The sequence below is a fragment of the Thermoflexus sp. genome, from assembly GCF_040289485.1.
Lineage (GTDB): Bacteria > Chloroflexota > Anaerolineae > Thermoflexales > Thermoflexaceae > Thermoflexus.
Genome location: NZ_PSLG01000027.1, coordinates 1 through 21,859 on the forward strand (window position 1 = coordinate 1; position 21,859 = coordinate 21,859).

Annotated in this window: 21 protein-coding genes and 2 pseudogenes; 8 read left to right on the forward strand and 15 right to left on the reverse strand. The window is 70.8% G+C overall.

The genetic code is table 11. The features are described 5' to 3' along the window. A pseudogene (locus C4313_RS06285) lies at positions 1 to 387 on the reverse strand (hypothetical protein); the annotation flags it as partial. 146 nt (positions 388 to 533) lie between these two features. On the opposite strand from C4313_RS06285, the gene C4313_RS06290 reads away from it, so the two are divergent. From C4313_RS06290 to C4313_RS06300, 3 genes are all read left to right on the forward strand, one after another. Then, entirely contained in the window at positions 534 to 962 is a 429-nt protein-coding gene (locus C4313_RS06290) for an HIT family protein (RefSeq protein ID WP_352429016.1), read from the forward strand. A 231-nt stretch (positions 963 to 1,193) separates the two neighbouring features. Beyond that, positions 1,194 to 1,400: a cold shock domain-containing protein gene (locus C4313_RS06295; protein WP_352429044.1), complete on the forward strand. Its 207-nt coding sequence runs from the start codon at positions 1,194 to 1,196 to the stop codon at positions 1,398 to 1,400. Positions 1,401 to 1,542: 142 nt separating this feature from the next. After that, positions 1,543 to 3,522, forward strand: a complete 1,980-nt coding sequence (locus tag C4313_RS06300; protein WP_352429017.1) for a molybdopterin biosynthesis protein — start codon at positions 1,543 to 1,545, stop codon at positions 3,520 to 3,522. A 70-nt stretch (positions 3,523 to 3,592) separates the two neighbouring features. Here C4313_RS06300 and thrC read toward each other — a convergent pair whose 3' ends face one another. Then, positions 3,593 to 4,858 (reverse strand): threonine synthase, encoded by a 1,266-nt coding sequence (gene thrC / locus C4313_RS06305; RefSeq protein ID WP_352429018.1) that lies wholly within the window; start codon positions 4,856 to 4,858, stop codon positions 3,593 to 3,595. A gap of 152 nt (positions 4,859 to 5,010) precedes the next feature. Between thrC and C4313_RS06310 the strand changes: the two genes are divergently transcribed. The 4 genes and pseudogenes from C4313_RS06310 (at position 5,011) to C4313_RS06325 (ending at position 7,427) form a co-directional block, all read left to right on the forward strand. Continuing rightward, positions 5,011 to 5,256: a hypothetical protein gene (locus C4313_RS06310; protein ID WP_352429019.1), complete on the forward strand. Its 246-nt coding sequence runs from the start codon at positions 5,011 to 5,013 to the stop codon at positions 5,254 to 5,256. Positions 5,257 to 5,268: 12 nt separating this feature from the next. Continuing rightward, positions 5,269 to 5,646: pseudogene (locus C4313_RS06315) on the forward strand (DsbA family protein); the annotation flags it as partial. A 90-nt stretch (positions 5,647 to 5,736) separates the two neighbouring features. After that, the gene (locus tag C4313_RS06320) at positions 5,737 to 6,210 is read left to right on the forward strand and encodes a peptidylprolyl isomerase (protein ID WP_352429045.1); all 474 of its coding nucleotides are present in this window, start codon (positions 5,737 to 5,739) and stop codon (positions 6,208 to 6,210) included. After that, the gene (locus C4313_RS06325) at positions 6,207 to 7,427 is read left to right on the forward strand and encodes a PrsW family glutamic-type intramembrane protease (RefSeq protein WP_352429020.1); all 1,221 of its coding nucleotides are present in this window, start codon (positions 6,207 to 6,209) and stop codon (positions 7,425 to 7,427) included. Before C4313_RS06320 ends, C4313_RS06325 begins: the two co-directional genes overlap by 4 nt. Here the strand turns inward: C4313_RS06325 and C4313_RS06330 are convergent. The 6 genes from C4313_RS06330 to C4313_RS06355 all read right to left on the reverse strand — a co-directional run bounded on the left by C4313_RS06330 (position 7,407) and on the right by C4313_RS06355 (position 15,317). Continuing rightward, a complete protein-coding gene (locus C4313_RS06330; RefSeq protein ID WP_352429021.1) occupies positions 7,407 to 8,195 on the reverse strand; it encodes a hypothetical protein in 789 nt (262 codons plus the stop codon). The two genes, C4313_RS06325 and C4313_RS06330, sit on opposite strands and share 21 nt — an antisense overlap. A gap of 32 nt (positions 8,196 to 8,227) precedes the next feature. Next, entirely contained in the window at positions 8,228 to 9,865 is a 1,638-nt protein-coding gene (locus C4313_RS06335; protein ID WP_352429022.1) for a M2 family metallopeptidase, read from the reverse strand. Between the two features lie 9 nt (positions 9,866 to 9,874). Beyond that, complete coding sequence (locus tag C4313_RS06340; protein WP_352429023.1) at positions 9,875 to 10,213, reverse strand: hypothetical protein; 339 nt, start codon at positions 10,211 to 10,213, stop codon at positions 9,875 to 9,877. 65 nt (positions 10,214 to 10,278) lie between these two features. Then, positions 10,279 to 12,426 carry an alpha-amylase/4-alpha-glucanotransferase domain-containing protein gene (locus tag C4313_RS06345; protein WP_352429024.1) on the reverse strand — a complete coding sequence of 716 codons (2,148 nt, stop codon included), beginning with the start codon at positions 12,424 to 12,426 and terminating at the stop codon, positions 10,279 to 10,281. A 160-nt stretch (positions 12,427 to 12,586) separates the two neighbouring features. Then, positions 12,587 to 13,852, reverse strand: coding sequence for a glucose-1-phosphate adenylyltransferase (locus tag C4313_RS06350; protein ID WP_352429025.1), 1,266 nt, complete (start codon positions 13,850 to 13,852; stop codon positions 12,587 to 12,589). Positions 13,853 to 13,880: 28 nt separating this feature from the next. Then, entirely contained in the window at positions 13,881 to 15,317 is a 1,437-nt protein-coding gene (locus C4313_RS06355) for a glycogen synthase (protein WP_352429026.1), read from the reverse strand. A 135-nt stretch (positions 15,318 to 15,452) separates the two neighbouring features. On the opposite strand from C4313_RS06355, the gene C4313_RS06360 reads away from it, so the two are divergent. Further along, entirely contained in the window at positions 15,453 to 16,391 is a 939-nt protein-coding gene (locus tag C4313_RS06360) for an ABC transporter substrate-binding protein (RefSeq protein ID WP_352429027.1), read from the forward strand. A gap of 27 nt (positions 16,392 to 16,418) precedes the next feature. On the opposite strand, the gene mtnP is transcribed toward C4313_RS06360, so the two are convergent. From mtnP to C4313_RS06395, 7 genes are all read right to left on the reverse strand, one after another. Then, positions 16,419 to 17,303: an S-methyl-5'-thioadenosine phosphorylase gene (gene mtnP, locus C4313_RS06365; RefSeq protein ID WP_352429028.1), complete on the reverse strand. Its 885-nt coding sequence runs from the start codon at positions 17,301 to 17,303 to the stop codon at positions 16,419 to 16,421. Between the two features lie 31 nt (positions 17,304 to 17,334). Continuing rightward, complete coding sequence (gene hisD, locus C4313_RS06370) at positions 17,335 to 18,678, reverse strand: histidinol dehydrogenase (RefSeq protein WP_352429029.1); 1,344 nt, start codon at positions 18,676 to 18,678, stop codon at positions 17,335 to 17,337. A 24-nt stretch (positions 18,679 to 18,702) separates the two neighbouring features. Next, a complete protein-coding gene (gene hisIE / locus C4313_RS06375; protein ID WP_352429030.1) occupies positions 18,703 to 19,353 on the reverse strand; it encodes a bifunctional phosphoribosyl-AMP cyclohydrolase/phosphoribosyl-ATP diphosphatase HisIE in 651 nt (216 codons plus the stop codon). Continuing rightward, positions 19,310 to 20,032: a queuosine precursor transporter gene (locus C4313_RS06380; RefSeq protein WP_352429031.1), complete on the reverse strand. Its 723-nt coding sequence runs from the start codon at positions 20,030 to 20,032 to the stop codon at positions 19,310 to 19,312. The genes hisIE and C4313_RS06380 overlap by 44 nt, the downstream gene beginning before the upstream one ends. Positions 20,033 to 20,063: 31 nt before the next feature. Beyond that, complete coding sequence (gene hisF, locus C4313_RS06385) at positions 20,064 to 20,825, reverse strand: imidazole glycerol phosphate synthase subunit HisF (protein ID WP_352429032.1); 762 nt, start codon at positions 20,823 to 20,825, stop codon at positions 20,064 to 20,066. A 68-nt stretch (positions 20,826 to 20,893) separates the two neighbouring features. Beyond that, positions 20,894 to 21,112, reverse strand: coding sequence for a hypothetical protein (locus C4313_RS06390; RefSeq protein WP_352429033.1), 219 nt, complete (start codon positions 21,110 to 21,112; stop codon positions 20,894 to 20,896). Then, the gene (locus C4313_RS06395) at positions 21,081 to 21,851 is read right to left on the reverse strand and encodes a 1-(5-phosphoribosyl)-5-[(5-phosphoribosylamino)methylideneamino]imidazole-4-carboxamide isomerase (protein WP_352429034.1); all 771 of its coding nucleotides are present in this window, start codon (positions 21,849 to 21,851) and stop codon (positions 21,081 to 21,083) included. Before C4313_RS06395 ends, C4313_RS06390 begins: the two co-directional genes overlap by 32 nt. Positions 21,852 to 21,859: the final 8 nt, after the last annotated feature.

Sequence of the window (21,859 nt, forward strand, 5' to 3'; positions counted from 1 at the left end):
GTCGCGGGCCAGCCGGGCCAGTTCCTCCCGGCTCAGGGGCCGGCCCTCCAGCAGCCGCCGCAGCAGCCGGGCCCACGGGGGGCCGAAGGCCGGGGCCAGGGCCTGAAGGGCCCGCTCCAGCCGCTCCTGGTCCTCGGGGGAGAGGCCGCCGAGGGCCGGCATCATGGGGGGCTCGCCCGGGCTGAAGAAAAGGGGAAAGAGCTCCTCGAAGACGGGGAGGGCGCGGGCCTCTTTGATCAGGGCGGCCCGGAGCGCGGCCTTGAAGGTCTCCCGTTCCATCACGCCGACCTGCTCCACCGCCCGCAGGGCATCGGCGGACTCGGCGACGGAGACCCGCACGCCTGCGGCTCGCAGCGCCCGGATGAACCGCACGATCCGCTCGTCCATGCCATCGCCCCTCTCGGATAGGGGAAAGGACCAGCCCTGGCCTTTGCCCGATTCTGGCCCCGGGGAGCCGCGGCGTCAAATCCGCGGGGGCCCGCCCGGGAGAGGCGGGTATAATTCCCGGGGAACCGGATCGGGAGGGGGAGGCGATGACCACCTGTGTGTTCTGCGAGATCGTGGCCCGCCGGCAGCCGGCGGAGGTCGTCTACGAGGACGAGCGGACGATGGCCTTCATGGACATCCACCCGGCCAACCCGGGGCACACGCTGGTGATCCCCAAGCGCCACGCGGCCACGATCTTTGAGATCGACGAGGAGGACGCTGCGGCCGTCATGCGCACGGCGGTGCGGGTGGCCCGGGCCATCCGTCGGGCCCTGGCCCCCGAGGGCCTGAACCTGGTCCAGAGCAACGGGCGGGCGGCCGGCCAGGAGATCTTCCACCTGCATGTCCACGTGATCCCCCGCTGGGTCGGCGATGGGCTGCGCCTGGCCCGCCCCCCCGTGGTGCGTCGGGATCGCCCCTTGGCGGAGGTCGCCGCCGAGATCCGTCGGGCCCTGGAGGCAGCGCCAGGAATTTGACAGATCCCCCGAACTCGGGTATCCTCAAAGCACGTGGGAAGCCCATCGAGTCGTTGGGAAGTCGAAGGCCAGACCGCCGGGTCTCCGGAGACGCCCCGGCGGTTTTTTGTTGGCCTGGGCAATGGCTCCCGATCGGGTCCCCCAAAGTCCAAGGGACTTTGGGGGGTGTCCTCACCGACGGGCTTCACCTCGAAAACTTCTTAAGGAGTTCGTCCGATGTCTGGTGCACGCATGAAGGGGACCGTCCGCTGGTTCAACCGCACGAAGGGTTACGGGTTCATCCGCCCCGATGGGGGGGACCGGGACATCTTCGTCCACTATTCCGGGATCTCCGGCGATGGCTTCCGGAACCTGGAGGAGGGGGATCGGGTGGAGTTCAGCGTCCGGGAGGCGGCAAAGGGCCCACAGGCCTACGACGTGGTTCGCCTGTCCGCCTGAAAACCGGGCGATCGCCCGCGTCCCAAGGCCCCGCCGGAAGGCGGGGCCTTTTTGTTTTTGGTCGGCACGCGGCCCGCGGAGCGGCGGCTAAAATAGAGATGCTTCCTGACCGTGAACCGCTGGAGTGCTGGCAGAGGGCGCCATGGGCCGTCGGATCTACCTGGAGGATCTTCCCCTGGAGGAAGCCAGCGCCCGCTGGTGGCGGGCCCTGGCGGAGGCTGGCCTCGATGCTCCCTTCCCTGCCGAGTGGGTCCCGCTGGAGGCGGCCCTGGGGCGGGTGACGGCGGAGCCCATCTGGGCCCGCCTCTCGGTCCCGCCTTACGCGGCGGCCGCGATGGACGGCTTCGCCCTGCGATCGGCGGACACGGTGGGGGCCACGGAGACCCGGCCGCGGACGCTGGTGGTGCAGCCCGAAGGCGGGGAGGGGGCCGCCTGTTACGTGGACACCGGCGATCCCCTGCCCGAATGGGCCGACGCGGTGGTGCCTATCGAGCAGGTCCAGTTCGACGCCGAGGTCCCCGAGGAGGCCACGCGCATTACCCTCTACCAGCCCGTCGCCCCCTGGACCCACGTCCGGCCGGTAGCGGAGGACATCGCCGCGGGCGAGTGGGTGCTCCCGGCCAACCACCGGCTGCGCCCGGTGGACCTGGGGGTGATCGCGGCCTGCGGCTACGCGGCGGTGCCGGTGCGCCGGCAGCCCCGGGTGGCCATCCTCCCCACCGGCACCGAGCTCATCCCGCCGGAGGCAGCGGCGGCCCGGGGCGTGCGCCCGGGGGAGATCGTCGAGTTCAACTCGCTGGTGCTGGCTGCCCAGGTCCGTGAACGGGGTGGGCTCCCCACCCGTTTCCCCATCATCCCCGACGACCCCGATCGCCTGCGGGAGGCCGTGCGGGAGGCCGCCCGGGCCCATGATCTGGTGCTGATCAACGCGGGCTCCTCGGCCGGCCGTGAGGATTTCACGGCGCGGACCATCGCCGCTTTGGGCGTCGTGCACGTGCACGGCGTGGCGGTGCGCCCGGGCCATCCGGTGGTCCTGGGCCTGCTGCGGGTTGACGGCCGGGCCGTGCCGGCGGTGGGTGTTCCTGGCTTCCCGGTCTCCGCGGCCCTCACCGGGGAGATCTTCGTCGCGCCGCTGCTGGCCCGATGGTTGGGGGTACCGCCGCCCCGCCGGCCCCGCCTGGAGGCCACCTTAACCCGCAAGATCCTCTCCCCGCTAGGGGAGGAGGAATGGGTGCGGGTGACGGTAGGTCGGGTGGGCGGGCGCTACGTGGCTGCGCCCCTCCCCCGGGGCGCGGGCGTGCTCTCCTCTCTGGTCCGCGCCGACGGCATCCTGCGCATCCCCCGCTTTGTGGAGGGCTACGATCAGGGGCAGACGGTGGTAGTGGAACTGTATACAGACCCGGAGGTCATCGAGGGGACGATCGTGGCCATCGGGAGCCATGACCTGGCGCTGGATCTTTTGGCCCAGTTCCTGGCGGAGCGCCATCCGGGCCGGCGGCTGCGGAGCGCCCACGCGGGGAGCCTGGGGGGGCTGCTGGCCCTGCGGCGGGGGGAGTGCCATCTGGCGGGGACCCATCTTCTGGATCCGGAGAGCGGCGAATACAACCTGCCCTACATCCGCCGCTACTTGGCGGGCGTCCCGGTGCGGGTGATCACCCTGGCTAATCGGGAACAGGGGCTGATCGTGGCGCCGGGGAACCCCAAGGGGATCCGCGATCTGACGGATCTGGCCCGGCCGGAGGTGCGTTTCGTCAACCGCCAGCGGGGGGCGGGGACCCGGATGTTGCTGGACTTTCATCTGGGGCGGCTGGGGATCGACCCGGCCCGGATCCGGGGCTACGAGCGGGAGGAACTGACCCATCTGGCGGTGGCGGCGGCGGTGGCCAGTGGGCGGGCCGATGTGGGGCTGGGGATCCGGGCGGCGGCGGCGGCGCTGGGGCTGGACTTCATCCCGCTGGCCATGGAGCGCTACGACCTGGTGATCCCCGAGGCCTTCTACGGCGAGCCGTGGCTTCAGCCCCTCTTGGAGTTGCTGCACGACCCCCGCTTCCGCGCGGCCGTGGCGGCCCTGCCCGGCTACGCCGTCGAGGCCATGGGGAACGAGGTCGCGCGCCTTTCGTGAGGCCGTTTCCTCGACAATTCGGATGATCATGCGGCCGCAGCCTACGGGGCCGCTGGAGCGCCGTGCCGCCTCATCCCTCCCCGAGATCTGCCGCCAGCCGCCCCAAGGCCGCCCCGGGGTCGGCCGGGATCCGTCGGGGTTCCCCCGCGGCCCGCACGGCGGCGGGGATGTCTTTGAGGCCGCTGCCGGTGCTCATCACCACCACCGTCTCGTCCGGCCCCACGCGGCCCTCCCGCGCCGCCCGCTCCAGCCCGGCGAAGGCCGCCGCCGCCGAGGGCTCGGCGAACACCCCCACCTCCCGCGCCAGGGTCCGTAGGGCCGCCAGGATCTCTTCATCGCTCACCGTCAGGAAGGCCCCCCCGGTCTCCCGCACCGCCCGCAGGGCAAAGGTCGCGTCCCGCGGCCGGCCCACCGCGATGCTGTCAGCCAAGGTCTGGGGGACCACCGGGACGACGGCGGCGTGGCCTTCCGCCCAGGCCCGGGCCAAGGGGGCCGCCCCCGCCGCCTGCACCCCCATCAACGCCGGAACCCGCTCGATCCACCCCAGTGCCGCCAGGTCCCGAAAGCCCTTCCACAGCCCGGTGAGGATGTTGCCGTCCCCCACGGCCACGAACACGCGGTCCGGCGCCCGTCCCCCCAATTGTTCCCAGATCTCATAGGCCGCCGTCTTCTTCCCCTCGCGGGTGAAGGGGTTGTAGGCGGTGTTGCGGCAATACCAGCCGAAGGCCTCGGCGGCCGCCAAGGTGAGATCGAAGGCCTGGTCGTAGCTCCCCTCCACCAGATACACCCGGGCCCCATAGATCAGCAGTTGGGCCACCTTGGCCGCCGGCGCCGACGCCGGGACGAAGATCACGGTCCGCAGGCCCAGGGCCGCTGCCATCCCGGCCAGGGCCGCCGCCGCGTTGCCCGAGGAGGCGGTGGTCACCACCGCCGCCCCGGCCTCGATCGCCTTCAGGGCCACCAGGGCGCTGGCCCGGTCTTTGAAGGAGCCGGTGGGGTTGCGGCCGTCGTCCTTCACGTAGACCCCCCGCAGGCCCAGCCGCCGCTCTGTGCGCACCGCCCGGATCAGGGGGGTCCACCCGACGGTCTGGACCAGCCCGGCGTCCCCCAGCCGGTCCAGGGTCTCCGAGCGCACCGGGAGCAGCGGCCCGTAACGCCACATGCTCCGGTCCGAATGCCGGCGCAGGACCTCTGGGGTCAGGGCCCGGCGGAGGGCCGCCTCGTCATACACCACGTCCAGCGTCCCCTCCGCCCCGTCCCGCGGGCACACGTAGCGGACCTCCTCCAGGCCGTAGGCGGCGCCGCAGCGCCCGCATCGGAAGCCGATGGCGAACATGGCTCCTCCGAGGGTGAGATCCGGATCCCGGCGGGATCCCTCGGGCCTCCGGCTCGCGGCAGGCGACCCTTGGGGTATGGGTATATTATAGGTGCGAGAGACGGCGCGGCCGAAGCGGCCGGCGCCCTAGAGATCCTTCCGGAGCGCTTCCCATGCGAAACGCTGTGTGGCTGCTGGGATCAATGGCCTTGCTGATGGCCGCCTGCGCCCCGCGCGGGCCGGCCCCGATCTCGACGGCTCCGTCGACGGCGGCTCCCCCGCCCTCGCCGACGGCGGCCCCGGCCGCGCCCCCCGCCACGCCCGACAGGCAGCGCATCCTGTTCCCCGCGCCCGAGGATTGGGCGAAGGGCGCCGCTCAGCCGCGCGTCACCATCATCGAGTGGGGTGACTTCCAGTGACCGTATTGCGGGCAGCTCGCGCCGCTGCTCCGGCGTCTGGTAGACGCCTATCCCGATGAAGTGCGCGTGGTTTACCGGCATTTCCCGCTGCGGGCCATCCACGACAAGGCGATGATCACCGCCGAGGCCAGCGAGGCCGCCGGGGCCCAGGGCAAGTTCTGGGAGATGCACGACTGGCTGTTCGACCACCAGGCGGAATGGGTCCGCAGCCCGAACATCACCGAGACCCTGGTCGCCGCTGCCCAGACCCTGGGGTTGGATGTGGAGCGGTTCCGGCGGGACCTAGAGGAGGGCCGCTACCGGGCCAAGGTGGAGGCCGCTTACCAGCAGGCCGTCGACCTGGGCCTCCCCGGCACGCCCTTCCTGCTCGTCAACGGCCGTCTCTGGCCCCAGGAACTCAACTACCTGGAATACGCGCACCTGGAGGCCCTCGTGCATCTGACGCGGCTGCGGGAGCGCCAGTTCGAGGCCCCGCCGCCCATGACCATCGACCCCCGGCGGACCTACCGGGCGACCCTCAAGACGGAGAAGGGGGACATCGTCCTCGAGTTGTTCGCCGATCGGACCCCGGTCACGGTCAACAACTTCGTCTTCCTGGCCCGGCAGGGCTGGTATAACGGCGTGACCTTCCATCAGGTCCTCACCGACCGGGTGGCGGTGACCGGGGACCCCAGCGGCACCGGCTTCGGCGGGGCCGGCTATCGGATCCCCGAGGAGATCACGGAGACCCTCACCTTCGACGCGCCGGGGATGGTGGGGATGGTGAGCGCCAGCGGGAGCCAGTTCTTCCTCACGATGGCGCCGTGGCCCGAGTTGAACGGGCGCTTCACGGTCTTCGGTCGGGTGGTGGAAGGGATGGAGGTGCTCCGGGCGCTGCGCCCGCGGGACCCGCAGGCGGAGCCCGGGGCGCCGCCGGGGGATCGCCTCCTGGAGGTGATCATCGAGGAGCGATGAGCGAGAGCGTCCTGGAGGGGCGGGAGGCTGCGACGGAGCCGGGGGCATCGACGGCGGCCCCGGGCGTGCAAGGAACGGGCCTGCTCTGGATGGCGGCCGGCCTGTTCGTGGGGTTCCTCCTGGTGGTCCTGTGGGGCGGGCTGGTCCTCCTCGCCCTGCTGACCCGGACGCCGCTGCCGCCTCCCGGGCTCGCCGCCCTGGGGCTGATCGTGGGCGGGGGGCTGTTCGCCGAGGGGCACCGGATCTACCGGGGCGCGCCGGAGGGGCCCTTCCCAGGCGGGGACCTTCGGACCCTCGGGCGGGCGGCGCTGATGGTGGCCATCCTGCTGGGCGGCGGGGCCGTGGCGGAGATGCTGGTCCCGCGGGCCATAGATTTCTTCCTCTCCCCCTTTCACATCGGCGTGGCCGTCCTGGGGCCGTTCCTCTGGTTCAACCTGCTGCGGATACGGCTGGGCGTCCCCTGGCCGCGGCGGGCGGGGTGGTGGGGGCTGGGGATCGGGGGACTCGTGACGCCCTTCCTCGCCCTGGTGGCGGAGGGGACCGTGCTGATCCCGCTGGCGTTGGGCTTCCTCGGGCTTTCGCTGCTGCGAGAAGGGCCGGCCCTCCTGGAGGACCTGATCCTTCCAGGGATCTCGCCGGAGGTCCTCGCCGCTCGTTGGGTCGAGCACTTCGCGGCCGATCCGTGGGCGTGGGGGGTGGTCCTGCTGGGGGCGGCCGTGCTGGTCCCGCCGGTCGAGGAGGCGATCAAGCCGCTGCCGGCGCTCTGGCGGGCCTGGCGGCCGGGGGCGCCGCTCCCCGACCTGGTCCTGTATGGCGCCATCGGCGGGGCGGGGTTCGCCCTGGTGGAGAACCTCATGGCATGGGCGCCGGGCATCCCGTGGGCCCCAACGGCCTTCGGCCGCCTGGGAGCCTCCGCCGTGCACGTGTTCGCCGGGGGGCTGATGGGCTGGGCGTGGGGCCAGGTCCGATGGGGCCGTCTGGGGGAGGTCCTGGCGGGTTACGCCCTGGCGGTCCTCCTGCACGGGCTGTGGAACGCGGGGGCGGTGGTGACGGTCAGTCTGGGGGTGGCCCCGCTTCCCCTCATCGGACGGCTGTTGCTGGGGGTGACCGCCCTGGCCGGGATGGCCGGCGTCGCCCTGGCGGTGCTCCTCGGTCTGCTCGCCCTGCTCCCCGCCCTCGCCCGGGCGGAGGCCTCCTCATCGCACCTCGAAACGTAGGCGGATCTGCAGGCGGTCCTCGATATACAGTCGGACCTCCCAGATCCCCGGGGGGAAGCCCTGCGGGCGGGTGTTGTAGATGAACCCCGGCTGGTTGGGGGCTCCGTCCCACAACAGGGTGCTGCTGTCCTCCAGGGCCTCGTCCCGATACCAGGCGACGGTCCAGGGCGCCCCCCGGGGCATGTTCTCGGCCCGGAACCGCCCGCAGATCCGCGTGGTGGTCGTCGGGAAGACGGTGGGGGGCGGCTGCGGGATGCGCTGGGGCCGCCCGCGCTCGTCGCAGGCGTCGGTCAGGACCAAGTCGACCAATCGGGCGTTGGGCGGGGCAGGCACCGCGCCGGGCAGCGGGGTGAGGAGAGTGGGCGGGTAAGGAAGGATGGTAGCGGTCGGGGAAGGGGACGGCGACGGGGCTAGCGAAGGCGTCATGGTGGGCGTGGGGATGGCTGTTGGTGGGGTCTCTTCAAGGGCGGAAACACCCGGGGATGGTGCGGGAGGGATTGGCGGGCGGGTGGGGAGGATGGGCGGGGGAATGGAGAAGGGGAAAGGGATCCTCAGGCGGGCCGCCCCGTTCAGGGCGGCTGTCCCCAGGGCAAACCCCAAAGCGACGGCCAGCCAGCGGCGGGCCTGCCGGGCGGCGCTGCGGCGCAGGATCAGGTAGCGGGCCCGGTGGGCTTCCCACCAGGCCCGGGCGACGAACAGCAGGGCCAGGCCGGTCCCGGCCAGCCCGACGGCGGTCAGGATCTGGACCCAGTCGATCGGTGGGCGCATCCCACGCCTCGCGCGGCCTCATCCCTTGCCGGTCATGCGGAGCCCGGGGCCTCCAGTTCCCGAGCGAAGGGCGCGGGAGAGAGGGGGTAGCCTGTGGCGAACACCATCAGCGTGTTCCAGTCCACGGAGCGCCCGGGCCGGAAATAGCGGCGGACCAGGAAGTCGCCGGCCTCCCATGAGGCGATCCACGCCTCGTCCGCACCCACCCGCGCCCGCAGGGTCATCAACAGTTGGGAGGCGGCCAGTTCCCCAAGCAGGTAGTTATGATAGTAGACGGGGGCGACGCTGAAATGGATCTTGGCCGCCCAGTCCGGTGCGTCGCGGCCCTCGGGGCGGCGCACCATCTGGAACTCCTCCACCAGGTCCCACCAGAGACGGTTGAGGTCCTGGTCCGGGTTCTGGTAAAGGGCCCGCTCGAAGTGGGCCATCACCAGCACCCAGCGGGTGAAGATCAACAACTTGGCCTGCTGGTGTCGCAGGGCCTGGGGGAGGGCCTCCGCCAGGCTCCCCGCGTCCAGGCCCAGGTATCGCTTCAGCCAAGCCGGGTTATAGATCAGGCGGCCCATCAGGACGGCGATGGCCTCGGTGGAGAGGATGTGGGCGGGCGTCCGCAGCAGGAAGGGGAGGTCCCGGTCGATGTATTTATCATAGACAGCGTGGCCGAGCTCGTGGAGCATCGTCTCAGCCCAGTAGGCGTCGGGCTGCAGGTTGGCCAGGATGCGCACATCGCCCCGCCGGTCGATGTGGATGCAGTAGGCGTGTTGCTGCTTGCCCTCCCGCTCGTAGAGGTCGCTGCGGGCCAGGATGTCCTCGATCTCCAGCCCGATGGCCGTGTAGAAGGCCCGGGCGAGGGCCACTGGGTCCCGCCCCTCGAAGAAGCGGGCCACGCCGTCCCCGGTCTCGGGGACCTCCTGGAAGAAGGGATCGCTGTAGTGCCACGGGCGCAGGTCCGCGAGGTCAATCCGGAAGCGCCGGGCCAGTTGGGCGTCCAGTTCGGCCTTGTAGGCGGCGAAGAGGGGGCGGGTGAGCCGGTCCAGTTCCTCCAACAGGCGGAAGAGGTCCCCCTCGTCCTGCTCAGCCAGGGCCAGGCTCATGGTGTAGAAGTTGTCGAAGCCGACCTGGCGCGCGCCCCGGTTGCGGAGGTCCACCAGGCGCCGCAGGCGCTCGGCCACCGCCGCGCCGATCTGCTTGCTGGCCTCCCAGGCCTCCCGGCGCAGGGCGAGGTCGTTGGAGGTCCGTAGGATCTGCCGGATCTGGTTGTCGGTGACCGCCCGCCCGCGCAAGGTGGCCCGGAAGGTGTTGAAGAGACCCTCGACCTCCTTCTCCAGTTCCGTGGTGGCGTCGATGAGGTCCAGGTCGATCTGGAGGCCGCGGAAGTCGTCGTAAAGGACGCGGGCCTGACGGGCGAGGAGCGGGGGGACCTGGGGGTTGGGGGTGAAGATCCCGTCCTGAAGGAGGCCGGTCGCCTCCATCAGCCGGCGCAGCCGGGCGAAGGCCTGTCGGTCGGCATAGACCTTGCGCAGGGCGGCGGTGAGGCGGGCGTATTCCTCTTCGTCCTCTTTGCGGCCGGTGGTGGTGAAGCGCCAGTAGGCTTCCGATTGGGCGACGATGAGGGGCTCCACCTGGCGGGTGTGGCTTTCGATGAAGGCTTCCAGGGCGTGGATCTCCATCGCGGCTCCTCAGGCGTTCTCGGGATGCTCCATGGGGCGGGGGCGACGGACCCAGAGGACGAGGACGTCGCCCTCGGGCCAGCGTTCCACCCGGGCGGCCACCACGTCAGCCCATCGGCGCTCCCCTCCCGGCCCGGGGAAATCCAGTTGCACCGGCCGCCCCTCGCCCCATGCCCGGCGGCAGCGCTCCAACATCTTCTCCCCGCTGAAGGTGCGCATCTGGCACACCGCCACGGGGTGGGCGGTGGGGCCTTCGTAGATCGAGAAGGCCCAGGGCTCCCGGGCGGGCTGGAACTGGGGCGGTGGCCCCTCCACTACGGTAATCCATTCCGGCTCGACCCACGGCATCGCCCTTCCCGCCTCCTCGCCGAAAAGGTTGGACGGCCACGGCATTATTACATTCTACCACGGGATCAGGCCAGCTCGAAGGACAACCGCACCGTCCAGGTCTCGCCGGGGCTCAGGGTGAGGAGCCAGTGGGCTGTCAGGCTGGTCCCTTCGTAGACCCGCTCGAAGCCGGCCTCGGAGTTGGCCACCGCCTCCAGGGGGAACTGCCACCAGGCGGCGGGGCGGCTGAGGCGGATCAGGACCCGGCCCCACCATTCGTGGACCAGCGCCACCTCGTCGGACTCTGGGAGCGCCTCCAGGGTGGCGAAGGGACGCAGTTCCCCACCCGGCCAGACGGTGTAGGCCTTCTCGCTGTCGCCGCCGGAGAGCCCCCAGTTGGTCTCGACGCCGAAGCGGACACGGATGGGCGCCAGCCCGGTGGGGGTCAGGCGGTAGGTGACCATGAGGATGGGCCGGTCGGGGAGGACCTCCAGGGTCTTCTCCAGGCGCAGCGGCTGCGGGCCCTCCGGGCCCCAGAGGTGACCGTCCCGCCGCAGCGTCAGGACCGGGTGGGGATCGGTGGTCCAGGCGAGCACCGTGTAGGGCTGGTTGATGAAATCGCCCCATTCGGGGTAGCGGGCCCCGGCGAAGGCCTCCAGGGAGGTTTCAGGGGCCATGAAATGGTCCACCAGGCCGGCCCGCGGATACCAGTCGGTCACCAGGCGCTCCTCCAGGCCGGGCTCCTTCACTCGCACCCGGTGGGTGTGGATGCTCTCCAGGCGGCCCTCCCGGCCGGCGAGGGTGATCTCCCCCCGGGCGGCGGCCTCCAAGAGCACCCGATGGTAGCCCTCCCGACGCCGGGTCATGACGTTCAGCAGGTTCAGGGCGACGTCCCGCCGGTCCCACTCCACCAGTTGGCCGCCCTGGTGGGGGCGGACCAGCAGCCACTGGTGGGGGGTGGCGAGGATCGTCTCCTCCTGGGTGTCGGCGTCGAAATCCGCGCGCTCCCCGTAGGCCCATGGGCCCTCGCCGTAGCGGTCCTCGTCGGCCAGGGCCTCGGCGGCGATCAGGTGCTGGTAGTTGGCCTCGCGGATGTGGAAGAGATAGACGCCGCCGAAGACGCCGTGCCAGTAGGGGCAGTTGCACTGCCCGGCCCAGAGGTGGTCGAGGGCCTCGGCCCGACGCTCGGGGTCGGCGATGGCGTGGGCCTTGCGGCTCACCCAGAGCATCTTCTTGTGCATCTGGTTGACCTCAGGGTATTTGGCCAGGAAGACCCGCCAGAAGCCGCCGCGGACAAAGCGGAGCACGTCGGGACGGCCCTCGCGCTGCAGGGCCTGTTGGAGGGCGGTCAGGTCGGCGGAAGCCTCGGCCGGCAGCGCCCACTCGCTCATCTCATCGTAGGAGGCGGTGGGCAGGTAGATCCGGCCGAGGGGTGGGAAGCGGGCCGCGTATTCGCCGGGCGGGAGGGTGATCAGCCAGTCGGCGTTGGCCTCGAGGGCCGAGAAGAAGTCCTCCATCCACCCCCGCTCCCAGCAGTGGACGTCGGTCCCCGGCCACAAGCCGAACTTCTCCCCGTCGTCGCCCATCACCGCCACCCGCGGGGGAGCGCCCGGCGGCAGCGGCCGCTCCGCCTGCTCCCGGAGCCAGGCGATCACCTCCTCTACGGGAGCCCAGGGGATGGTATAGCGCAGGTGCTTGGAGGTGCCGAAGATCTTCAGGGGGTACCCCAGATCTTCCGTCACGTAATAACCGAAGAGGTCCTCATCGCCCAGCCCCACCCATTTGAAATGGGTGTCGTCCACGATGGTGTAGCGGAGGCCGTGGGGGGCGAGGGCACGGGGGAGATGGGGCTCCCAGACCCGCTCCGCCAGCCAGAAGCCGGTGGGCTCGAACCCGAAATCGGCCCGGATCGCCTCGATATGCTTGCGGATCTGCCCGGCCTGGTCCGCCTCCGGGATGACGGCGAGGATGGGCTCGTAGTAGGCGCCGGCCATGAGCTCCACCTGGCCCCGTTCGACCAGGCGGCGGATCCGGGGGAAGAAATCGGGCCGGTGGGCCTGCAGCCAATCGCGCAGGGGGCCGGTGTAATGGAGGGCCACCCGCACCCCGGGATGGCGCTCCAGGGCGGCGATCAGCGGCTCATAGGCCCGCCGGTAGGCCTCCTCGAACACCCAGTCGAAATTCCCCACCGGCTGGTGGTTGTGAAAGGCCAGGGCCAGATAGATCGTTCCCATCGGTCCAAGGCTCCCCCAAGAAGATAAAGCGCTTTACTTGAAAGGGAAGGATAATGGAAGCGGCGGGATCTGTCAAGCCCGCGGGGAGGGGAGGCGAGGGGGTGACCGGACCGATGGGGGTTGGGGCGCGGTGCCGCACCCCAGGGGCTTGGATCCGGGGTCATTCCAGTGGGGCGAGGGGCCCGATGGTGGCGCCGCTGGGGATGTGCAGGTCCGGGAAGTCCTCGGGGGTGACGTCGCCGGCGATGATACAGTTGCGGCCGATGCGGGCGTTGGGGGGGATGATGGCGTTCTTACCCACCAGCGTCAGGCCTGAGGAGAGATCCCCCAGCCGGTTCGGGCTGTAGTCCATGCCGTAGCCCACATGGGCCTCGGCCCCCACCACCACGTTCTTGTCCACGATGCAGCGGTCCACCACGGCGCCGGGCTCGATCACCGTGTCGGTCATGACCACGGAGTAGCGGACCACGGCCCCGCGGCGGACGCGGACGCCGGGGGAGAGCACGCTGTATTCGACGGTGCCCTCGATGACACAGCCGTCGGAAAGGAGGCTGTGGGCCACGTGGGCCCCGGTGCGGATGTTGACAGGGGGGCGCTCCTCGCTGCGGGTGTGGATCACCCACTCCCGGTCCAGAAGGTCCAGGGGCGGGTTGTCGGCCAGCAGGTCCATGTGGGCTTCCCAGTAGGCCTGGACCGTCCCAACGTCCACCCAGTAGCCGGTGAACCGGTAGGCGTAGACCCGGTAGGCGTCGATCATCTTGGGGATGACGTCCTTGCCGAAGTCGTGGCTGCTACCGGGGTCGCGGGCGTCGGCGATCAGGACCTCGCGCAGCACCTCGGGCCGGAACACATAGATCCCCATGGAGGCCAGATGGCCCCGGGGCCGCAGAGGCTTTTCCTCGAAGCGGATCACCCGCCCCTCTTCATCGGTCTCCAGGATCCCGAAGCGGGAGGCCTCCTCAGGGGCCACGGGGAGGGCCGCGATGGTCAGGTCGGCGTTCTTCTCGGTGTGCAGGCGGAGCATCGGGTTATAGTCCATCTTGTAGACGTGGTCCCCCGCCAGGATCAGGACGTGGGTTGGCCGATGGTGCGCGATGAAATCTAGATTCTGGTAGATGGCGTCCGCTGTCCCCTGATACCAGTCGGAATCGGCGCGCCCCAGGTAGGGGGTGAGGATCCAGACCCCGCGGTGGAAGCCGTTGAGATCCCATGGGGCCCCGCTGCCGATGTGCTCGTGCAGGGAGCGGGGGCGGAATTGGGTGCAGACGCCGACCAGGTAGATGCCGGAGTTGACGCAGTTGGAGAGGGCGAAATCGATGATCCGGTATTTGCCCGCAAAGGGGACCGCGGGCTTGGCCCGTTTCTGGGTGAGGATGCTCAGGCGGGTGCCCTTGCCGCCCGCCAGGATCATCGCCACGGTGCGCATGGGGAGGCCTTCCCCTGGTTCCCCTTTTTCAGGGATTATGCCATGCCCGGGCCTGCCGGTAAAGTTCCGCGTAGGCGCGGGCGGCGGCCGCCCACGAGAAATCCCGGGCCATGGCCCGGCACTGGGCCGCCTGCCAGGCCGCCCGGTCGGCATACAGGGCGAGGGCCCGGTCCACAGCCTCCAGGAAGGCCGCCTCGGTGAAGGCGGCGAAGACGAACCCGGTTCCCTCCCCGGAGCCGATGTCCTGGACGGTGTCGGCCAGCCCGCCCACGGCGCGAACCAGAGGAAGGGCGCCGTAGCGCATGGCGATCATCTGGCCCAGGCCGCAGGGCTCGAACTTGGAGGGCATCAGGAAGACGTCGGCCCCGCCGTAGAGCAGACGGGCCAGGCACTCATCGAAGGCCAGCCGGACGCCGGCCTGGCCGGGGAACCGGGCGGGCCATTCCGCGAAGGCGGCCGTGTATTCGGGCATGCCCTCTCCTAGCACAACCACCTGGATCCCGCGGGCGAACAGCGCCTCCGCCGCCCGGAGGAGGAGGTCCACCCCTTTCTGCTCGATGAGCCGGCCGATGAAGGCGAAGAGGGGCACCTCCGGTTTGACCGGGAGGCCGAAGGCCTGCTGGGCGGCCCGTTTGTTCTCCGCCCGCCGCTCCAGGGTCTCCGCGTCGAAAGGAGCCGCCAGGGCGGGATCCGTCCGGGGGTTCCACGCCTCAGGGTCCAGGCCGTTGAGGATGCCCACCAGGCGGTCGGCCCGGCGCTGCAGCAGCGGCTCCAGCCCGAAGCCGAACTCCGGCGTGAGGATCTCCTGGGCGTAGCGGGGGCTGACGGTGTTGATGGCATCGGCGTGGGCGATGCCCCGGGCCAGCCAGTTGATGTGGCCCGGCGGCTCCACTTCCAGCCGGTCCACGTGCTCGCCGAGGCCCCCGAAGGCCAGCAGGGCATCCCCCGTGATCCCCTGGTAGGAGAGGTTGTGGATGGTGAAGACGGTGGCGATGGGCCGATAGAAACGGTCGCGCCTCCCGGCGGTGGCCAGCCACAGGAACAGGAAACCCGTGTGCCAGTCATTGCCGTGAAGGATCTCCGGCGGCTCCCCCATCTGGCGGAGGAAGGCCAGGACCGCCCGGCAAAAGAAGATGAACCGCTGGGGGTCGTCGGGGTAGCCGTAGACCTGGTCCCGGCCGAAGTAGAACTCGTCCCAGATGAAGTAGGTGGGGACCCCGGTGGCCTCGCTGATCTCTACCTCCACGCGGCGGGTTTCCCCGCCCAGGCCGACGGGGACCTCGAAGGAGGGGCCCAGGGGGCGCAGCCCCCACGCCCGACCGTGGATGGCGCGGTGTCGTGGGAGGATCACCCGGATGTCGTGGCCCATGGCCCGTAGCGCGCGTGGGAGCCCGTAGGCCACGTCGGCCAGGCCGCCGACCTTGATGAAGGGGGCCGCCTCCGCCACCACGTAGAGGATGCGCATAGGGAAATCCTCCCGAAGCGATCTGCCCTCCCCAGGAGGGATTATGCCATCGGGGATGATCCAGCGGCCAGAGCCGGTGGAGGCTCTGCTAAAATGGTTCCCACACCAAACCCCTTTGACCGGCGGAGGGGTGACATGGCGCGATGGTGGATCCCGGTGGTCATCCTCAGCGCGCTGGCCGGGGCGTGCCGGCCGGCCCCCGGGGCCGGGCCCATGCGGGTGCGCTTCGGGGCGCTGCCCGTCCTCGACGTGTTACCGGTCTACGTGGCCCAGGCCGAGGGCTACTTCGCCCAGGCCGGGCTGGAGGTCGAGGTGGTCCCCGCTGCCTCGGCGGCGGAGCGGGACCAGTTGATGCAGGCGGGTCGCATCGACGCCATGGTGAACGACCTGGTCTCCACCCTTTTCTACAACAAGGAGCGGCCGCAGATCTACGTGGTCCGTCTGGCCCGCCGGGCGTTCCCCGAGGCTCCCCAGTATTTCGTCCTGGCCAGCCCCAAGGCCACCATCGCCGGGCCCCAGGACCTCCGGGGGGCGGAGATCGCCATCTCCCAGGGGACAGTGATCGAGTATATGACGGACCGGTTGCTGGAGCGGGCGGGCCTGAAGCGGGGCGATTATCGCACGGTGAACATCCCGCGGATCCCCGACCGGTTGCAGGCCCTGGTGGAAGGCCGGGTGCCGGCGGCCACCCTCCCGGATCCTTTCGCCACCCTGGCCCTCCAGCAGGGGGCGAAGGTGGTGCTGGACGACCGGGAGGCCACCGAGATCTCGATGAGTGTGCTTAGTTTCCGGGCGGAGGTCGTGGAGCAGAACCCGGAGGCGGTGCGCCGCTTCCTGCAAGCGTGGGACCGGGCGGTGGAGGCCATCAACGCCCGTCCGGACGCCTACGCGGGTCTCCTGAGCGACAAGGGCCTGGTTCCCCAGCCCTTGGTGGGCCGTTACCGGCTGCCGCCCTTTCCCGCCCGGGGCCTGCCGAGCCGCGAGGCCGTCGCCGATGGGATCGCCTGGGCCCGGGACAAGGGGCTGATCCCGGGGGAGATCGCCTACGAGCGGCTGGTGCGGGAGATCCGGTAGCCCGGGCCCGGCGGATCGCGGCCTGGGTCAGCCCGCCGATCCCGGGAGGTATTTCCCCAGGAGGGGGGCCAGATCGCGCCGGAGGGCCTCGGGGACCAGGGAGAGGTCGGTGGCGAAGGCGTCTTTGAGGGCATGGCCGCAGGCGCACGGCCGCTCGTCCGGCAGGATGCGGGCCAGGATGCGGATGGCCTCCTTGGCGAGGGCCACATTGGCCGCCAGGCGCCGGATGACCATCTCCGCCGTCACCGGCTCTGTGGCCTCCCGCCAGACGTCGTAGTCGGTCACGTGGGCCATGGCGGCGTAGCAGATCTCCGCCTCGCGGGCCAACTGGGCCTCCGGCACCGCCGTCATCCCGATGATGTCGGCCCCCCATTGACGCCACACGCGGCTCTCCGCCTTCGTGGAGAAACGCGGGCCCTCGATGGTGATGAAGGTCCCCCCCTTGTGCACGGTGCCGCCGGCCTCCCGGACGGCGCGGTAGACATACTCGCTCAGGTGCGGGCAGAAGGGGTCGGCCATGGAGATGTGGACCACCAGGCCGTTGCCGAAGAACGTGTAGGGGCGTTTGCCCTTGGTGGCGTCGATCAGTTGATCGGGGACCACCACATGGCCGGGGGCGAACTCCTCCCGCAGGCTGCCGCAGGCGCTGACGGCGACGATGCGCTCCACCCCGAGCACCTTGAGGGCGTAGATGTTGGCGCGGCTGTTGATCTCGCTGGGGGCGATGCGGTGGCCGCGGCCGTGGCGGGGGAGGAAGGCGACCCGCCGCCCTTCCAAGGTGCCGATGACGATGGCGTCGCTGGGCTCCCCGAAAGGCGTCGAGAGGCGGACCTCCTCGATGTCCTGCAGCGCTTCGATCTGATAGAGGCCGCTGCCGCCGATGATGGCCAACCGGACCGGCTCCCGGGCCATAGGGGTTCCCTCCGTTCGGAAGTCGTCGTCCTTATGGTAACTGAGGGTCGGGCGACCGACAAGGGTCCAGGTCCGCGGGCGGGCTTCCCCCTCCGCCCGCCAGCCGCAGGCGGACGGCGGCGGCGTGGGCGTGGAGGCCTTCCACCTCGGCCAGGGCGGTGATGACCGGGGCCAGGTGGCGCAGGCCTTCCTCCGTCAGGGCCTCCACCTCGATCTTCTTCACGAAGGTCTCGACGGAGACGGAGGAGGTGGACCGGGCCCAGCCGCCGGTGGGGAGGGTGTTGTTGGTCCCCGTGGCGTAGTCGCCGGCGGCCACCGTCGACCAGGGCCCGAGGAACACTGCGCCGGCATGTCGGATTCGGGGGAGGAGGGCCCAGGGGTCCCGGGTGTAGAGGGCCAGGTGCTCCGGGGCATAGGCGTTGCAGATGGCGAGGGCGGTCTCCAGATCGGGGGTGACGACCAGCCCGCCGTAGGTCTCCAGGGCCTGCCGGGCGATCTCCCAGCGGGGCAGGCTCGGCCCCAACCGCTCGACCTCCCGTCGCACAGCCTCCGCCAGGGGGAGGGAGGGGGTGATCAACAGGCAGGCGGTGTGCGGATCGTGCTCGGCCTGGGCCAGCAGTTCCGCCGCCACCCAGTCCGGCCGCGCCGTCTCATCGGCCAGCACCACCAGTTCCGTCGGCCCGGCCAGCATGTCGATGGCCACCTCGCCCATCACCAGCATCTTGGCGGCCAGCACGTAGAGGTTCCCGGGCCCTACGATCTTGTCGACCCTGGGGATGGTTTCCGTGCCATAGGCCATGGCCGCGACGGCGGCCACCCCGCCCACCAGGAAGAGGTCGGTGACCCCGGCCGCCCCGGCGGCCGCCAGGACGGCCGGGTGGCGCCCGGCGGGCGGCGTGCAGGCCACGATGCGTCCCACGCCCGCCACCGTGGCGGGGATGGCCAGGGCGTTGACGATGGTGGGATACACCGCGCGCCCCCCCGGGATATACAGCCCGACGCAGTCTAGAGGGCGCACAATCTGGCCGGCGAGGACCCCCGGGGCCGCCTCCATCAGCCAGAGGGGGCGCTCCCGCTGGGCCTCGTGGAAGCGGCGGACGGCCTCCGCCTCCCGGCGGAGGGCCTCCCGGACGGCTGGGTCCAGGGCGTCCCATGCGGCGGCCATCTCCTCCGGGCGCACCCGCCAGCGCTCCGGCGGCCAGTCCACGCCGTCGAACCGCCGCAGATATTCCCGCACGGCGGCGTCGCCCCGCCGCCGCACGTCCTCCAGGATGGTCTTCACCTCCGGCAGGATCTCCGCGAGATCCGGGCGGGATCGCATCAGCAGGCGTCGGCGGGTCGCCTCATCCAGCGCTTCCCAACAGTAGATCTCCATCTCCCGAGGCCTCCGGACACGCCTTTACGGGGGGTGGGAGAGCCCGCGGCGTTCGGCCAGGATCTGCAGCACAGCGTCCCAGCCCAGGCCCCGCTCGACCAGGCCGACGGTGAGCATGTAGAGCAGATCGGCCGCCTCCTCCAGCACCCGGCGGTCGGGCTGGGTCCGCAGGGCCAGCAGGACCTCGACGGCCTCCTCGCCGATCTTCTTGGCGATCTCGTCGGGTCCGGCAGCAAACAGCCGGCTGGTGAAGGAGCCTTCCTGGGGCCGCTGGCGTCGGTCCGCCACCACCGCTTCCAGCCGGTGCAGCACAGAGCCGGGCGGGACGGGGACCTCTCCCCCGTCCGGGTGGCGGTGGAAGCAACTCAGGCGGCCGGTATGGCAGGTGGGCCCGGCCGGGAGGGCCTGGATCAGCCAGGCGTCCCCGTCGCAGTCGGCGCGGATCTCCACTACCTGGAGGACGTTCCCCGAGGTCTCGCCCTTGCGCCACAGCCGCCCCCGGGAGCGGCTCCAGAAATGCACCAGGCCGGTCTCCCGGGTGCGGCGCAGGGCCTCGGCGTTCACCCAGCCCACCATCAGCACCCGTCCGGTGGTGGCGTCCTGGACCACCGCCGGCTGCAGGTCCGGCCCTTCAGATCCCCAGTTCGATCCGGAAGGGGTTGAAATCGGTTCCATAGTCGTAGTAGTCCTCCTGCTCGAGCCGTTTCAGAGCACCCACGATCAGATACGTCACCGGCGTCATGATCACCTCGACGCCCACCTTGAACAGATAGTTTGTGAGGGTGAGGGTCTGGAAGAGGCTCCACGGGAAGACGCCAGCCAAGGTGGCGACCAGCACGAAGACCAGCGTGTCCACCCCCTCGCCGACCAGGGTGCTGCCGATGGTTCGGGTCCACAGCCAGCGGCCGCAGGTGAGCAGTTTCATCTGGGCCAGGGTGAAGGAGTTGGAGAACTCCCCGGCCCAGTAGCCCAAAAGACTTGCCGCAACGATGCCGAAGGAGGACATCCCGCCCAGGATGGCCTCGTAGGCCCGCTGGCCGGCGTAGGTCTCCCAGGTGGCCTCCCCCGGCAGGATCTTCACCAGCCAGAGGATGAAGGCGGAGAGCGCGAGGCACACAAAGCCGGTCCAGATCACGCGGCGGGAGCGGCGGTAGCCGTAGACCTCCGTGAGGATGTCGCCGAAGATATAACTGACGGGGAAGAGCACGGTGCCGGCGTCGAAGGCCAGGCGCACCCCGAAGAGATCCACCCCCCAGTCGACGATCTTGGCCGAGGAGGCGATGTTGCTGATGATGAGCACGGTGACGAACAGGGCCATCACCAGATCGAAGAAGCGATAGGTCCGCGCTGTCACGGGCGCCTCCAGGAAGAGGGTCTCTGGTCGATCACCCGGTGCGCACCGGGATCCCGCGGTCGGCCAGGTAGGCCTTGACCTCGGCGATGCGCAGTTGCCGGAAGTGGAACACAGAAGCAGCCAGGGCGGCGTCCGCCTTTCCCTCAGCGAACACCTGATAGAAGTGCTCCACCCGCCCGGCGCCGCCGGAGGCGATGACCGGGATGCCGACGGCCTCCGCCACCGCGCGGGTGAGGGCCAGGTCGTAGCCATCCTGGGTGCCGTCGGCGTCGATACTGGTGAGCAGGATCTCCCCGGCCCCCCGTTGCTCCACCTCCCGCGCCCACGCCACGGCGTCCAGGCCGGTGGGCGTGCGCCCGCCCTGGATGTAGACCTCCCAGCGCTCCGGGCCCACCCGTTTGGCGTCGATGGCCACCACCACGCACTGGGCGCCGAAGCGACGGGCCGCCTCGGTGATCAGCGCGGGGTCCCGCACCGCGGCAGTGTTGATGCTCACCTTGTCGGCGCCGGCCCGCAGCAGCGCCCGGAAGTCCTCCACGCTCCGGATCCCCCCGCCGACGGTGAACGGGATGGAGAGGACTTCGGCGACCCGCCGGACCACCTCGAGGAGGATCCCGCGGTCCTCATAGGAGGCGGTGATGTCGAGGAGGACCAGTTCGTCGGCCCCCTCCTCTTCATACACCCGGGCGTGGGCCACCGGGTCCCCCGCGTCCCGCAGGTCCACGAACCGCACGCCCTTGACCACACGCCCCGCATGGATGTCCAGGCACGGGATGATCCGCTTGGCCAGCATCTTCCTGTCGTCCTCTCCTTCTGGGGAGGCTGCGGGCGGATCCGGTCTCTTCCTCGGACCGGAGCCAGTCACGGATCCGGCGTACGATCTCCGGCGCGGAACGCCTCTTCCCAGCCCGGGCGGGCGGCCCGGGCGTCGAAACACAGGACGAAGACCTCCGGGGCTCGCCCGAGGACGAAGGCCCAGAGGGTGGCGCCGGCGATCTCGGCCTCCGCCTCCATCCACGCCCGGAGCCGCGTCTTCCAGCGCTCCCGCTCATCCAGTGGGATCCACGGCCGCGGCTGCATGGTCTTCCATCTCCTGGAGATGGGCGAGGGCCTCCCGCAGGGTGAAACGCCGTTCGTGGAGGGCCCGCCCGAGGATCACCCCGGCCAGGCCGGGGAAGGCACGGCGCCGGACCTCCGTTAGGTGGGCAAGGCTCCCCATCCCCCCGGAGAGAAGCACCCGGACGCCAGCCGTGCAGGCCATCCGGGCCGCCCCCTCCAGGTCCGGGCCCGCCAGGGTCCCGTCGCGCTCGACGTTGGTGTAAAGCACCCACTGCACGCCGCGGGCGGCCCATCCCTGGGCGAAGGCGAGGGGATCCCCCGCCGTCTCCTGCCAGCCGGCCACTGCCAGTTGCCCCCTGCGGACCTCCACCGCCAGCACCAAGCGATCCGGCCCGAAGCGGGCCAGGGCCGCTTCGAACGCGGCGGGGTCGCGCGCCGCCATCGTTCCCACCACGGCCCGTCGGATCCCCAGGTCAAAGGCGCGGGCCAGGTCTTCGAGGGTGCGCAACCCGCCCCCCAGTTGCACCGCCAGCGGGGTCTCACGGGCCAGGCGGGCGATCCAAGGCGTGCTGCCCCCGGAGGCGCCGAAGGCGCCGTCCAGATGGACCACGTGGAGCCAGCGGGCGCCCGCCTCGGCCCATCGGAGGGCCTGCTCGAGGGGGTCGACGTCGTAGACGATGCGGCGCTGGGGGTCGCCCTGGACCAGCCGGACGACCTGGCCGTGCAGAAGATCCAGAGAGGGGATGATCTCGAGCGCCATGGGTGCCC